Source organism: Dactylosporangium salmoneum, from assembly GCF_039532525.1.
In the GTDB taxonomy this organism is placed as follows: domain Bacteria; phylum Actinomycetota; class Actinomycetes; order Mycobacteriales; family Micromonosporaceae; genus Dactylosporangium; species Dactylosporangium salmoneum.
In genome coordinates, this window is record NZ_BAAARV010000074.1 from 33,918 (window position 1) to 47,159 (window position 13,242).

Genomic DNA, 13,242 nt, shown 5'->3' on the forward strand with positions numbered 1-13,242 from the left:
CGGCCGGCAACAGCCGGCTTGTCGCCGGGTCCGGGCCCCGCACCCCGGGCAGGGGCACCGGCGCGGCCCCTCCGGCCGCAGCGGTCACCGCCAGCGCTGCGCCCACCCCGGCTGCCGTCATGGCTGCGAGCAGCAGCGCACGCGGGCATCGGCCCACGGTCATGACCGGCGATCCGCCGCTTGCTGCGGTCCGGAGAGTTCCTGGTCGGGCCGCCGGCGTCCTGGCCAGAACGCCAGCGCCGCGGCGACACCGATCACGCCGACCACTATGCTGCTTAGTCGACGACGACCGGGCGAAAGTTCCCGCGATGGGCCGGCCGCCGAGTTTGGCCTTGCGCACGTAGCGCCGACGGCGGCGCCCGCGATCCGCTACCGGGTCAGGGTGTCGGCTCGGCCGATGGCGCTACGGTGTGCCGCCCGCCGGCGCGCCGCCACGCGGCGCCGGCGAGCAGGCGCAGGCCGTTGAGGCCGACGATGACGGTGGAGCCCTCGTGGCCGGCCACGCCGAGCGGCAGCGGCAGGTCACCGAGCAGGTCCCAGGCGACCAGGACGCTGATGAAGCTCCCGGCGATGACGAGGTTGGCGGTCACGAGGCGCCGCGCGCGGCGGGACAGGGCGATGAGCCCGGGCAGCGCGGCGAGATCGTCGCGGACGAGGACCGCGTCGGCGGTCGTGAGGGCGAGGTCGGAGCCGTAGCGGCCCATGGCAATACCAAGGTCCGCGGTGGCCAGGGCGGGCGCGTCGTTCACCCCGTCACCGACGAGCAGGACGCGGTGACCGTCCTGCTGCAGGCCACGGACCCGGTCAACCTTGTCCTGCGGCAGGAGCCCGGCGTGGACCTCGCTGATCCGGGCCTCGGCGGCGACCCGGCCTGCGGCGCCGGCGTTGTCGCCGGTGAGCAGCACCGGCGCGGAGCCGGTCAGCGTGGCGAGCGTGGTCACCGTCTCGGCGGCCGCCGGGCGGATCTGGTCGGCGAGCGCGATGACGCCGACCGGGATGTCGCGGTCCAGCACGACGACGGCCGTGTGGCCGGCAGCGTGGGCCGCATCGACGGCCGCCTGTAGCTGCGCCCCGGCGAACCCGCCAGGCGATGCGTGGTCGAGAGCGCGGGCCTTCCGACCTCGATTCGGCGGCCCTCGATCACGGCCGTGACACCGCTGCCCGGCGTGGACCGGAAGTCCGTTGCTGCCGGGACGCCCAGACCGCGGTCCCGGCAGGCGGCCACGATCGCGGTCCCGACCGGGTGCTCGCTGCGGGTCTCGACCGCCCCGGCCAACCGGAGTAGCTCGTCCTGGCCGATGCCACCGGGGGCCGGGTGGACGCCCGCGACTTGGAGGGCGCCGGTGGTGAGGGTGCCGGTCTTGTCGAATGCGACCCGGGTGGTGTCGGCGAGCTGTTCCATCACGACCGCGGACTTGACCAGGACGCCGTGCCGCCCGGCCAGGGCCATCGCGGACAGCAGCGGCGGCATCGTGGCCAGCACGACGGCGCACGGCGACGCCACAATCATGAAGGTCATCGCGCGCAGCAGCGTGCTGCGCAGGTCGGCGCCGAACAGCAGCGGGATCGTGAACAGCATGACGGTGGCGGCGACCACACCGACGGAGTACCGCTGCTCGATCTTCTCGATGAACAGCTGGGTGCGGGCCTTGGTCGCCGACGCCTCCTCCACCATCGCCACGATGCGCGCGATGACCGACTCGCCGGCCTCGCGCTGCACCCGCACGATCAGCGCGCCCGTGCCGTTGAGGGTGCCGGCAAACACTTCGTCGCCGGGGGCCTTCGGGGCCGGCAGTGCCTCGCCGGTGATGCTCGCCTGGTCGACGTCGCTGGCCCCGTCGACGACGACGGCGTCGGCGCCGATGCGCTCGCCGGGCCGAATCCGGACCAGATCGCCGGCGCGAAGCGCAACGACGTCGACGACGGCTTCAGCCCCGCCGGCGTCCAGGCGCGTCGCCTGCTCGGGTGCCAGATCGAGCAGCGCCCGCACCGAGTCAGCGGTGCGAGCGGTGGCGAACGCCTCGAGCGCGCCGGACGTGGCGAAGATGACGATGAGCAGCGCCCCGTCGAAGACCTGCCCGATCGCGGCGGCGCCGATCGCGGCCACGATCATCAGCAGGTCCACGTCCAGCGTGCGCTCCCGCAGTGCGCGCAGCCCGCCCAGCGCCGGCTCCCACCCGCCGCTGACGTAGCAGGCCAGGTACAGCGTCCACCAGATCGGGGCGGGTGCGCCGGCGACCTGCGCGACGCCGCCGGCCGCGAACAGCGCGGTGGCGACAGCGGCCCAGCGGATCTCGGCCAGCGCCCACAGGCGGCCCGCGAGGCGGCGTGCCCGCCGCGGCACCTCTCCCGCGGCGAGCGGAGCGGACGGTTGTGTCGTAGTCACGGTCACGACAAACCACCATACCTGCGTACTCATGAAGATAGCCAGGCAGATGAGCAGACAGGTATGGAGGATGCGGTTACGCTTGTCGGGTGCACACCGAGCTGCCCGATTTCCAGATGCCGAACGACGAGCAGGTCCACCTCGCCGCCGAGGGATTCCGGCTGCTCGCCGACCCGACCCGGATCAAGATCCTGTGGGCGCTGCTGCAGGGCGAGTCGTCGGTCGCCTGCCTCGCCGAACTCGTCGGCGCCGCCCCCACCGCCGTCAGCCAGCACCTGGCCAAACTCCGCCTCGCCGGTCTCGTCCGCGGCCGCCGCGAAGGCACCTTCGTGCACTACTCCGCCGCCGACACCCACGTCCGCGCGCTCCTCGCGGAGGCGCTATTCCACGCCGACCACGCCGACCGGGACCTGCCAGACCATCCCAACGGCCACCCACTGACGCACCAGCACACGCCAGCGGCCGCGACCGCACCGGCCTGATCGGCGAGCAGATTCATGCGCGCCGATGGTTAGCGAAGTGGTGATGGTCTTGCTGCGGTGACCGCCCACACGCCGCTGACGTACCCCACGGGGTATCCTTGGCGGCACAGCGGTGATGAGGAGCGGGCATGCAGATCGACCAGGACGCCCTCGGTGACGTCATCAAGCGGCTGCGCCGCGCCGAGGGCCAGATCCGCGGCGTGATCGCGATGATCGAGGACGGCCGGGACTGCGCGGAGGTCGTCACCCAGCTCGCGGCCGTGTCCCGGGCGCTCGACCGGGCCGGCTTCAAAATCATCGCGACGGGGCTGCGGCAGTGCGTCACCGCCGAGGCGGACGGCGAGGCGCAGACCGTCGACGTCGCCCAACTCGAGAAGCTGTTCCTGTCCCTGGCCTGACGTCGCGACCTGAAGACCACCAACGGCCCGCTCCGAGCAGCATCACCCGGCGGGTGGGCTGAGCAGAGCCTGGACCACGACGAACGCCGCGATGACGAAGACGAAGCAGGCGAACCAGCGGCGCAGGCGCTCGGCGGGCAGCCGGGTGGCGACGCGGGCGGCGACCAGTGAGCCGGCGATCGCCGTGACAGTGAAACCGGCCGCGATCCCGTAGTCGACGGTGGCATCGCCGGCGTGGGCGGCGAAGCCGGCGGCCGAGTTGATCACGATGATGATCAGCGACGTACCGACCGCGACGGCCATTGGCAGGCCGAGCAGCAGGACGAGGGCGGGGATGATGAGGAACCCGCCGCCGACGCCGAACAGGCCGGTGAGGAACCCGACGACCACGCCGGCACCGACGGACTTGGGCAGGCAGCCGCGCCAGTTCACCCCGCCGCCGGGCAGGGCGCAGTCCCCGCCATCGCCGCCCTGCCGGCGCAGCATCCGGATCCCGGCGGCGACCATCATGACCGCGAAACCGATCAGCACGGCTCGGGGGTCGAGCTGCCGGTTGACCACGGCACCGGCGAACGCCGACACCGCACCGGCGGCGCCGAAGACGGCGGCGATGCGCCAGCGGACCTGCCCGGCGCGCAGCCGGGGCAGCACGGCGGCGGCCGAGGAGATCCCGACCACGAGCAGAGAGGTCGGCACCGCTGCGCGCAGCGGCAGCCCGACGCCGTACACGAGGGCCGGCACGGCCAGAATCGAGCCGCCGCCGCCGAGCAGCCCGAGCAGGATGCCGATCGCGGCACCCAGGCCGAGCGCCGCAATCATCGTGGACCTCCTCGCGGGATGCGCCCAGCCGGCTTCGAGGTGGACGCCGCCGCGGCGGTCATGGCCGGTCGGCGGCCAGCGACGCGATGACGCTGTCGAGGTCGGTGCGGGGCCCCCGGTTGTAGGGCAGCTTGGCCAGCAGCATCCCCATCGCACAGGTGCCCGACAGCGCGGCGATGGTCAGCCCCGCGCCGATGAGACCGGCGATCCACTTCACCGGCGGCGCCACCACGCTGAGCACGACCGCGACGAGCACGATCGAGCCGGCGACCAGCCGGACCTGGCGTTCGAGGTCCCATCGGACCCGGCCACGGCACACCGGTCCGCCGGCGGCCTGCCAGGCGCTCGTCCCGCCATCGAGCACGCGCAGGTTGGGCAGCCCGGCCGCGGCGAGGACCTGGTCGGCCTGGCTGGCGCGCTGTCCGGAGCGGCAGACCAGTACGACCTCTTCATCGAGGTGGGCCCGCAGTTCGTTGCCGTGCTCGCGGAGCAGGTCGAGGGGGATGTTGCAGGAGCTCGGGATGTGGGCGGTCTCGAACTCGCCCGGGGTGCGCACATCGATGAGCCGGGGTGTGCCGCCGGATTCCATGAGGTGGCGCAGATCGTCGACGGGAAGGGTGCCGGGCACGATCAGATGTCCTTCTTGTCGGTGGTGATGATTGGCAGACCTGCCTCGGCGGCCCTCGCGTAGGCGTCGTCGATGTGCACGACCCGGCGTCCGGCGCGGACGAGCAGGCTGGTCGCGGCGGCCGCACGGTAGCCGGACCCGCAGTGCACCCAGACCACCCCGAGGGGCACGTCGTCGAGGCGGTGCGCCAGATCGGGCAGCGGAATGTGCACCGCGCCGTCGACGTGCCCGGCGCGCCACTCGTTGCCCATGCGTACGTCGAGCAGGACATCCGGGGCGGGCAGCCCGTGCGGGGGACGGCCGGCGCGGGCGGCGGCCAGGTCGGCGAAGGTGGCGGTGATCAGCTCGCCCAGCCGGGAGGTGTCGCCGCCCGCCCACTGCTGCGGGGTGCCGGTGGCCGCGGCGGCAGGGCGGTCGATGCCGATCCGGGCCAGTTCCCGCTGCGCGGCGGCGACCTGCTCCGGTGACTCCCCGAGCAGGGTGATCGGGGCGCCCCAAGGGGCCAGCCAGCCCAGCCAGGTCGACATCGGCCCGTCCAGGCCGAAGCTCAGCGTGCCGGCCAGGTGCTGGCGAGCGAACGCCTTGCGCGAGCGCAGGTCCACCACCCACTCCCCGGCGGTGATCCGGGTACGCAGCTCGTCGGCGTTCGCGGGCTGGACCGGGGCCAGGTCGATCAGGTCCGCGCCGGATGCGTTGCGGGCGCCCATGTGGGCGTAGTACGCGGGATAGGCGTCCAGCCCGGCCAGCGTCGTGGTGACGAATTCGTCGGCCTCCAGCCGCAGCACCGGGTTGGCAGACCGCTCCCGGCCGATGGTGGACTCCGACGCGTCCGACTGGGTGGCCGAGCAGAAGCTGCCGAACCCGTGGGTGGGCCACACCTGCGCACCGTCGGGCAACAGGTCGGCCAGCCGGCTAGCGGAGGCGTGCTGATGGAGGGCCAGCGCGTGAGCGTGTTCCTTGCCCAGCAGATCGGTACGGCCGGTGGTACCGAACAGCAGCGATCCGCCGGTGAACACCCCGACAGGTCCCCCGGCGCCATGCAGCACATACGACAGGTGGTGGAACGTATGTCCCGGCGTGGCCACCACGGCCAGCCGCATCCGCTCCGACACGGTGATCTCGTCCCCGTCGACCACCCGTACCCGGTCGAAGGCCACCGCGTCGGCTGCCGCCACCACATACGCCGCGCCGGTCACCTTCGCGAGGGCCAGCCCCCCGGAGACGTAGTCGTTGTGCAGGTGGGTCTCCACCACGTGCGTGATGCGCACGCCGAGCCGGCCCGCCAGGGCCAGGACGCGGTCGATGTCGCGCTGCGGGTCCACCACCACGGCGACCCGCCCGTCGTGGGCCAGGTAGGTGCGGTCACCCAGGGACGAGGTCTCGACGGCCTCGACGTCGATCGTCATTGCGATTGTCGCCTTTCGTTGTTGCCTGGTGTACGCCGGTGTCAGCGACGTTCGATGCCGTGGACCATCGGGCTGGCGGCCGCCAGCCAGGCCTGCGTGCCACCGGCCAGCGACCACGCCTGCGCGCCCGCCGCGGACAGGGCGAACTCCTCCGGACTGCGCACGTCCAGCACCAGGCTTGACCGGGTGCCGCGCTCCTGCAGCTCCCGGACGCCGATTTCGCGGACTATCACCACACAACTCCTTCTCGCACATACCCCGGCGGGTATGACCGGAGCCCACGGATGCCGTCACCCCGCACCCACCATACCCCCAGGGGTATAGAGATGGCGTGTGGAAACCCTCACCCTCCGGGGAGCTGCGTATGGCAGGGGCCAAGGCCAGCCTTCAGCGGCGTGACCGGAGCGGCGTTCCTCGTCACCTGAAGCTTGATCTTCACCCCCGCAGGGATCGCGCCCGGTCAACGTCGCCTTCGCTCTCACGATCGCCCTCGCACTGGCATGGGCGTCGCTGCTGGCGACACACCATCGGCCCCAAACCGGCACCGGCATGAAACCGAGCGAAATGCCGGCCTAATCGGTGCCGGGCAACAACAATGACGACGTCTTCACGGTCCCGGCCGGCACCGTGGCCCTCACGGAGACCACCCCGAAGGTCGCGGACAAAGGCTGCGCGGCGGCCGTGGGCTGCGAACGATCACCTCCGCGGAGGAGTCGCTGGTCGCGCTCGACCCGGGCTTCTCGCTGATCGGATCGGCGCAACGCTCGGCCGCCGACATCACCGCCCGGATGCTCGCCCCCGACCGAATCGCGGACCTCGCCAAGGCCCGCGGGTCCGTCGCCGCGGCGTCGCTGGGCCGGCTCCCGTCGCGTCTGGAGCGGACCACCGGCGCGCTGGCCGACGGGACGTTGTCGGTGCGGGTACGTCCGGTGGCAGACCCGGATGACCGCAGTTGGATCCGCGGCCGTCTCAACGACGTCGCCGTGTCCGTGGTCGCCGTCGGAGCGATCCTCGCCGCAGTACTGCTGATCGTCGCCGACACCGGGCCTTTCATCACTCCCCGGATCCGGCTCAATACCCTCCTCGGATTCAGCCTGGCGCTGTGCGGTTTCGTCCTCGGCCTGCGTTCGGTCCTCAAGGTCTTCATGCAGACCGACCGCCACGCCCGGCGCTGAACGCAGGTGTGGCGGCGGGTCAGTCCGCGGATGTGCCCACCAACCGTGCGGCCGGCGTCGTCTCGTCGAAGATGAGGTCGGTCTGGGTGCTCAACACCTCCGGCATCTCCTGCAGGCGGGTCAGTACCAGGTCGCGCAACGCGGCCGTGTCGCGCGTCCGCACCAGCAGCACGATGTCGTGCTCTCCGGAGACCAGGGCCGCGTGGTCGACCTCGGGGATGCTGAGCAGCCGGTCCTGCAGGCGTTTCCACGACTGTTGCTGCACCTTGAGGTAGACGTAGGCCGACAGTGCGTGCCCGTACCGCTGAGGGTCGATGATCGCGGTGTAGCCGGTGATCACGCCGTCGCGCTCCAACCGGGCCACCCGCGTGTAGACGTTGGCGCGGGAGATGTGCAGCGCCGCCGCCAAGGCTCGCATCGACATCCGGCTGTTGCCGCGTAGCTTGTCGACGATGCGCCGGTCGGTCTCGTCCAGCTCGGCCATTTGTCTGTCGACCCCCGCCGCGGGACCCTGTTGATCAGTCATATTGCCTACGGTATCGGCAAGTTCAGACCAAGAGTCTCAGCCTTGGTCACAACTCTGGATCGTTGGCCACCATCGGGGCGAAACTGCACGTCAATCGCTTCACCGAGCCTCGACTGGAGCCGAACCGTGACCACTACCGCCAGCCATCCGCCAACTTCGCCGGTCGAGCCGATCGGTGTCGATCTGCTCCCCAGCACGGAGCCGTGGCGGCTGATCGACCCGGCGGGCGCACCGGTCGGGGACGCCGGGCGACTGCCGGCCGAGGAGACGCTGTTCGAGCTGTACCGCCGGATGGTGATCGGGCGGCGGTTCGACGCCCAGGCCACGGCCCTGACCAAGCAGGGCCGGCTGGCGGTCTATCCGTCCTCGCGCGGCCAGGACGCCTGCGAGGTCGGCGCGGTGCTGGCCCTGCGCGAGCACGACTGGCTGTTCCCGACCTACCGGGACTCGGTCGCGATCGTCACGCGGGGCGTCGACCCGGTCGAGGTGCTGAGCCTGCTGCGCGGGCAGTGGCACTGCGGCTACGACCCGTACCAGCACCGTGTCGCGCCGCAGTGCACTCCGCTGGCCACCAACACGCTGCACGCTGTCGGGCTGGCGCACGCCGCGCGGCTGAAGGGTGAGGACACCGTGGCCCTCGTCCTGCTGGGCGACGGCGCGACGAGTGAGGGCGACACGCACGAGGCGCTGAACTTCGCCGCGGTCTGGAAGGCGCCGGTGGTCTTCCTGGTGCAGAACAACGGCTACGCGATCAGCGTCCCGCTCGACAAGCAGACCGCCGCGCCGTCCCTGGCCCACAAGGGCGTCGGCTACGGCGTCCCCGGCTGGCTGATCGACGGCAACGACGCTGCCGCGGTGTACACCACCGTGCGCGCGGCCGTCGAGCGGGCCGCCCGCGGCGAGGGGCCGACGCTCATCGAGGCCAGCACCTACCGCATTGAGGCGCACACCAACGCCGACGACGCCACCCGCTACCGCGACAGCGACGAGGTCGCGTTCTGGCTGGCGCGTGACCCAATCGACCGGCTGAACACCTATCTTCGCGCCGCCGGCCGGCTGGACGACGGCGGCGAGGAGCGGCTGCGGGCCGAGGCCGAGCAGTTCGCGGCGGCGCTTCGCGACCGCATGAACGCCGATGTCGCCCTCGATCCGGCCGAGCTGTTCGCCCACGTCTACAGCGAACCGACCCGGCCGCTGATCGAGCAGCGCAACGACCTGCTCGCCGAGCTCCGCGACGCCGGGGAAACCGAAGGAGGCGTACGGTGACGAGCACCCTGACCGGCGCGGAGTCGTCGAGAGCGACGCGGACCCCGGCGCCGATCACCATGGCCGCGGCGCTCAACGCCGCCCTCGCCGATGCCCTGGCCGCGGACGAGCGCGTGCTCGTCTTCGGCGAGGACGTCGGCACCCTCGGCGGGGTCTTCCGGGTGACCGACGGGCTCGCGGACCGCTTCGGGGACGCACGCGTTTTCGACACGCCGCTGGCCGAGGCCGGCATCATGGGCACCGCGATCGGCATGGCCATGAACGGGATGCGCCCGGTCGTGGAAATGCAGTTCGACGCGTTCGCCTACCCCGCCTTCGAGCAGATCGCCAGCCACCTCGCGAAACTGCACAACCGCACGCGGGGCGCGGTCAGCCTGCCGATCGTCGTGCGAATCCCGTACGGCGGCGGCATCGGCGGGGTCGAGCACCACTGCGACTCCTCCGAGGCGTACTACGCCCACACGCCGGGGCTACGGGTCGTGACGCCCGCGACGCCGGCGGACGCGTACCGGCTGCTGCGGCAGGCCATCGAGTGCCCGGACCCGGTGATCTTCCTCGAGCCCAAGCGCCGCTACTGGTCCAAGGAGACCGTCGAACTCACCAGCGCCGGGCCGGCCATCGACCAGGCCGCCGTCGTGAGGCCAGGCACAGACGTCACCCTGATCAGCTACGGCGGGACCGTCGCCACCGTACTCGACGCGGCGGCTGCGGCCACCGACGAGGGCTGGGACGCCGAGGTGATCGACCTGCGCAGCCTCTCCCCCGTCGACGACCGCACCCTCACCGACTCGGTGCGGCGCACCGGCCGCGCGGTCGTCGTGCACGAGGCCGCCGGCTTCTGCGGCTACGGCGCCGAGATCGCCGCTCGTCTCACCGAACGCTGCTTCCACCACCTGCACGCCCCGATCCTGCGGGTCACCGGCTTCGACATCCCCTACCCGGCACCGATGCTCGAGAGTCACCACCTGCCGAGCGTCGATCGCATCCTCGACGCGATCGCCCGGCTGCAGTGGGACGACGAACCCGATCAGCGCTGGCTCGGCCTGGGCGGTGACCGTGCCTGACTTTCTGCTGCCCGACCTCGGCGAGGGACTCGAGGAAGCCGAGATCGTCGCCTGGCACGTGCAGGTCGGCGACCAGGTGACGGTCGACCAGATCGTCGTCGAGGTCGAGACGGCCAAGGCCGCCGTCGAAGTCCCGGTGCCGTTCGCCGGTACTGTCGCCACCCTGCACGCCGCACCGGGCAACACGGTGCGGGTCGGCCACCCGCTCATCAGCATCGAAACCGCGACCGGAGGTTTCCGCGAGCCCGGTACGATCACCCCCGATGCCGACGTCGCGCCGGCCGACGAGGGCAGCGGCAATGTCCTGATCGGCTACGGAACGGGTACGGCAACGAGCGTCCGGCGCCGCCGGAGCCGCACGCCCCGAGCCGACCGGCTTCCCGTCGCCCAGTCGGACTTGCCGGCGACGTCGACGACGCGGGTCATCTCGCCGCTCGTGCGCAAGCTGGCCCGCGACGCCGGCCTCGACCTGACGAGCATCCGCGGCACCGGCCCGTCCGGCGTCATCCGCCGAGACGACATCGAGCAGGCCATGCTCGCGCGCCGAACCGCCAAGGTCTCACCGGCCGACATCGGCCGGGAGACGGGCGAGACGCGCATCCCGCTGCGTGGCCTGCGCCGGGCGGTCGCCGAGAAGCTGAGCCGCTCCCGCCGCGAAATCCCCGAGGCGACCGTCTGGGTCGACGTCGACGCCACCGAACTGCTGGCCACCCGGGCCGCGATCAACAATGCCAGCCCGGAGCAGCCGGTCAGCCTGCTCGCCCTGCTGACGCGGTTCACCGTGCTCGCCCTGCGCCGCTACCCCGAACTCAACGCCCACATCGACGGCGACGAAATCGTCATCCCCGACCACGTACACCTGGGCTTTGCCGCCCAGACCGACCGTGGCCTGGTCGTCCCCGTCATCCGCAACGCTCACCGGCTCTCCACCCGTGACCTGTCCGCGGCGCTCACCAGCCGGACCGCCGCCGCCCGATCGGGCAGCCTCGGCCCGGGCGACCTCACCGGCGGCACCATCACCGTCAACAACTACGGCGTCTTCGGCGTCGACGGCTCTGCCGCGATCATCAACCACCCCGAGGTCGCGATCATCGGTCTTGGCCGCATCATCGACCGGCCCTGGGTCGTCGACGGCGAGCTCACCGTACGCAAGGTCAGCCAGCTCACCCTGGCCTTCGACCACCGAGTCTGCGACGGCGGCACCGCCGGTGGATTCCTGCGCTACCTGGCCAACTGCATCGAACACCCCGTCACCGCACTCGGCGACCTCTGACCTCGCCCCTCCCGTCGCGCCGCCTGCTCCCGCCGGCGGCGTGACCTGGTGACCAGTTGCCGGGGCCGGCCCTCGCGGGCTCAGGCCCCGGCACGGACGCCGATAGGTGCGCATCGCAGCCGCCGCCGCTGCGCACCAACGCCACCGGTCCAGCGCTGAGAAGCTGCTTCTCGCGCACGGCGGTTCACGCCACGAGCAGACGCAGACCGAGCTCGGCCGTGTCGAGAGCGACGAGGTCGCGGTTGCGCTCGGCCCACCGGCCTGAGGAAAGGTCTTCACGAAGCCTGCTCACCGCACGCTGCTCGGCCTCGGGCCCGACTCTGGTCCATACCGACACCGCACGGCGCACATGTTCGTCCAGGTACGCCTCGGGACGGCGCCAGTACGCCTCGAAGAAGCCGTCAGCGCAGTCCCAAGGGATGAGCACCGGCTCCGCGTGGCCCCCGATCGCGCGGGTCAGGTCGGCTAGTGAGGGCCAGCCGACGAGAAGGTCAGCAACCTCAGGCAGGTAGTCGCGGGTGAGCCAGAACCGCTGCCGCCAGCCGGTGTCATCCGCGTCGTACGTGAACACCACCACGCGGCGGGCCACCCGCCGCATCTCGCGCAGCCCCGCGACCGGGTCTGGCCAGTGATGCACGGTGCTGACCGCCATCGCGGCGTCGAAGGACTGGTCCTCGAACGGCAGGTTCTCCGCAGCGGCGGCCACGCATGGCGCCGCGCCCGCGGGACGCAGCGCCCGCATGACCGCCGACGGTTCCACCGCCGTGACCTCGCGGTCGTGGGGTTCGTAGGAGCCTGTGCCAGCTCCGACGTTCAGTACCGTTCGTGCGTCTCCTAGCGCATCCCAGATCCGCGCGGCGATCCGCGGCTCGGTGCGCCGCGTCGCCGGGTAGGCGGACCCGATGGCGTCGTACAACTGCGCGCCGAACACCTTCAGCTGTTCCTCAGGCGTCGTCCTGATCCCCATCGCCCGTGCCTCCAGTTCCCTGTCTATGGCCGTCACCATGGCGGCAGCGCGGTCGCGCTGTTCCAGCAGCAGGCCGCGCAGCCGGCGCAGGTGCGCAACTGCATCGGTGGCCGGGTCATCAACCAGATCCGTGATCTCGCGCAGTCCGAAGCCCAACCGCCGGTACGCCAGCACCTCCCTCAGCCGCTCCACGTCGCCCGCCGAGTAGGCCCGGTGCCCAGCCGCGGTCCGCGTGGACGGCTGCAGGAGACCAATCTCGTCATAGTGATGCAGCGTGCGGACAGTTACGCCGGCCAGCTCAGCCACACGTCCCACGGTCATGTGCTCCTCCACACCACCGACTATGTGGCATGACGCCACGTGAGGGACAAGCGCTCCGCTCCCGGCGTGGTCGAGTTTCCGCTCATCGGCACAGCGCGCATCGTTGGGCGCGCTGGCCCGTACGCCGTCCGATTCTCGTCGAAGTCGTTGCCGGTCGCTGCCTTCAGCTTTGCCATATCGGCGCTGGACATCATGCCCGGCATCCTCGGCATCCCGCTGGGCATCATCTCGCTGTGCATGCCGCTCGGCATCATGCTATGTGGCATGCGCTGGGCATGCAGTGCATGCCGGGACAGCTTGGCATGGTGGTTGGCTGGCCCGAAGCGGCCAGCCAACCCTGCATCGTCGGGATCTCCGTCATCGCCCGAGTCACGTGTCTCGGACCCGCGACGCCGTCCGTGGCGGCCGGATTCGGAGCCGGCCGCACTCCGGGCGTGCAGCCGGCATGCTTCCCGAACCGGGGTGGCGATATGCGAGCGCCATGCGAAAGTTCACCTCCCCGGGCGGCCGAACCGTAGCCCTACCCGGCCA

General features: G+C 71.6%; 14 protein-coding genes. 6 read left to right on the forward strand and 8 right to left on the reverse strand.

The genetic code is table 11. From position 1 onward, the window contains the following. Window positions 1–377 precede the first annotated feature (377 nt). Both ABD352_RS37800 and ABD352_RS37805 read right to left on the reverse strand, forming a co-directional pair. Window positions 378–1,013: an HAD-IC family P-type ATPase gene (locus tag ABD352_RS37800; protein ID WP_344617365.1), complete on the reverse strand. Its 636-nt coding sequence runs from the start codon at window positions 1,011–1,013 to the stop codon at window positions 378–380. After that, window positions 938–2,392, reverse strand: a complete 1,455-nt coding sequence (locus tag ABD352_RS37805; RefSeq protein WP_344617366.1) for a heavy metal translocating P-type ATPase — start codon at window positions 2,390–2,392, stop codon at window positions 938–940. Before ABD352_RS37805 ends, ABD352_RS37800 begins: the two co-directional genes overlap by 76 nt. An 83-nt stretch (window positions 2,393–2,475) precedes the next feature. Between ABD352_RS37805 and ABD352_RS37810 the strand changes: the two genes are divergently transcribed. Together ABD352_RS37810 and ABD352_RS37815 are read left to right on the forward strand one after the other, a co-directional pair. Next, entirely contained in the window at window positions 2,476–2,868 is a 393-nt protein-coding gene (locus tag ABD352_RS37810) for an ArsR/SmtB family transcription factor (RefSeq protein ID WP_425553824.1), read from the forward strand. A gap of 128 nt (window positions 2,869–2,996) precedes the next feature. After that, the gene (locus tag ABD352_RS37815) at window positions 2,997–3,266 is read left to right on the forward strand and encodes a metal-sensitive transcriptional regulator (RefSeq protein WP_344617367.1); all 270 of its coding nucleotides are present in this window, start codon (window positions 2,997–2,999) and stop codon (window positions 3,264–3,266) included. A 42-nt stretch (window positions 3,267–3,308) separates the two neighbouring features. Here ABD352_RS37815 and ABD352_RS37820 read toward each other — a convergent pair whose 3' ends face one another. Genes ABD352_RS37820 through ABD352_RS37835 form a run of 4 tightly spaced genes read right to left on the reverse strand, consistent with a single transcriptional unit; the run spans window position 3,309 to window position 6,352 of the window. After that, window positions 3,309–4,085 (reverse strand): sulfite exporter TauE/SafE family protein, encoded by a 777-nt coding sequence (locus tag ABD352_RS37820; protein WP_344617368.1) that lies wholly within the window; start codon window positions 4,083–4,085, stop codon window positions 3,309–3,311. A 58-nt stretch (window positions 4,086–4,143) separates the two neighbouring features. Beyond that, window positions 4,144–4,713, reverse strand: a complete 570-nt coding sequence (locus ABD352_RS37825) for a rhodanese-like domain-containing protein (RefSeq protein ID WP_344617369.1) — start codon at window positions 4,711–4,713, stop codon at window positions 4,144–4,146. A gap of 2 nt (window positions 4,714–4,715) precedes the next feature. Continuing rightward, a complete protein-coding gene (locus ABD352_RS37830) occupies window positions 4,716–6,119 on the reverse strand; it encodes an MBL fold metallo-hydrolase (RefSeq protein WP_344617370.1) in 1,404 nt (467 codons plus the stop codon). Window positions 6,120–6,160: 41 nt separating this feature from the next. After that, the gene (locus ABD352_RS37835) at window positions 6,161–6,352 is read right to left on the reverse strand and encodes a hypothetical protein (protein ID WP_344617371.1); all 192 of its coding nucleotides are present in this window, start codon (window positions 6,350–6,352) and stop codon (window positions 6,161–6,163) included. 555 nt (window positions 6,353–6,907) lie between these two features. On the opposite strand from ABD352_RS37835, the gene ABD352_RS37840 reads away from it, so the two are divergent. Further along, the gene (locus ABD352_RS37840; protein ID WP_344617372.1) at window positions 6,908–7,294 is read left to right on the forward strand and encodes a hypothetical protein; all 387 of its coding nucleotides are present in this window, start codon (window positions 6,908–6,910) and stop codon (window positions 7,292–7,294) included. A gap of 19 nt (window positions 7,295–7,313) precedes the next feature. Here the strand turns inward: ABD352_RS37840 and ABD352_RS37845 are convergent, their stop codons facing one another. After that, complete coding sequence (locus tag ABD352_RS37845; RefSeq protein WP_344617373.1) at window positions 7,314–7,820, reverse strand: Lrp/AsnC family transcriptional regulator; 507 nt, start codon at window positions 7,818–7,820, stop codon at window positions 7,314–7,316. Window positions 7,821–7,913: 93 nt separating this feature from the next. Here ABD352_RS37845 and pdhA point away from each other — a divergent pair, with 93 nt between their 5' ends. Genes pdhA through ABD352_RS37860 form a run of 3 tightly spaced genes read left to right on the forward strand, consistent with a single transcriptional unit; the run spans window position 7,914 to window position 11,423 of the window. Then, complete coding sequence (gene pdhA, locus ABD352_RS37850) at window positions 7,914–9,086, forward strand: pyruvate dehydrogenase (acetyl-transferring) E1 component subunit alpha (protein WP_425553834.1); 1,173 nt, start codon at window positions 7,914–7,916, stop codon at window positions 9,084–9,086. A gap of 59 nt (window positions 9,087–9,145) precedes the next feature. Continuing rightward, the gene (locus ABD352_RS37855; protein ID WP_344617496.1) at window positions 9,146–10,150 is read left to right on the forward strand and encodes an alpha-ketoacid dehydrogenase subunit beta; all 1,005 of its coding nucleotides are present in this window, start codon (window positions 9,146–9,148) and stop codon (window positions 10,148–10,150) included. Continuing rightward, complete coding sequence (locus tag ABD352_RS37860) at window positions 10,143–11,423, forward strand: dihydrolipoamide acetyltransferase family protein (RefSeq protein WP_425553826.1); 1,281 nt, start codon at window positions 10,143–10,145, stop codon at window positions 11,421–11,423. Before ABD352_RS37855 ends, ABD352_RS37860 begins: the two co-directional genes overlap by 8 nt. Window positions 11,424–11,607: 184 nt before the next feature. Here the strand turns inward: ABD352_RS37860 and ABD352_RS37865 are convergent, their stop codons facing one another. After that, window positions 11,608–12,723, reverse strand: coding sequence for a MerR family transcriptional regulator (locus ABD352_RS37865; RefSeq protein ID WP_344617376.1), 1,116 nt, complete (start codon window positions 12,721–12,723; stop codon window positions 11,608–11,610). Window positions 12,724–13,242: the final 519 nt, after the last annotated feature.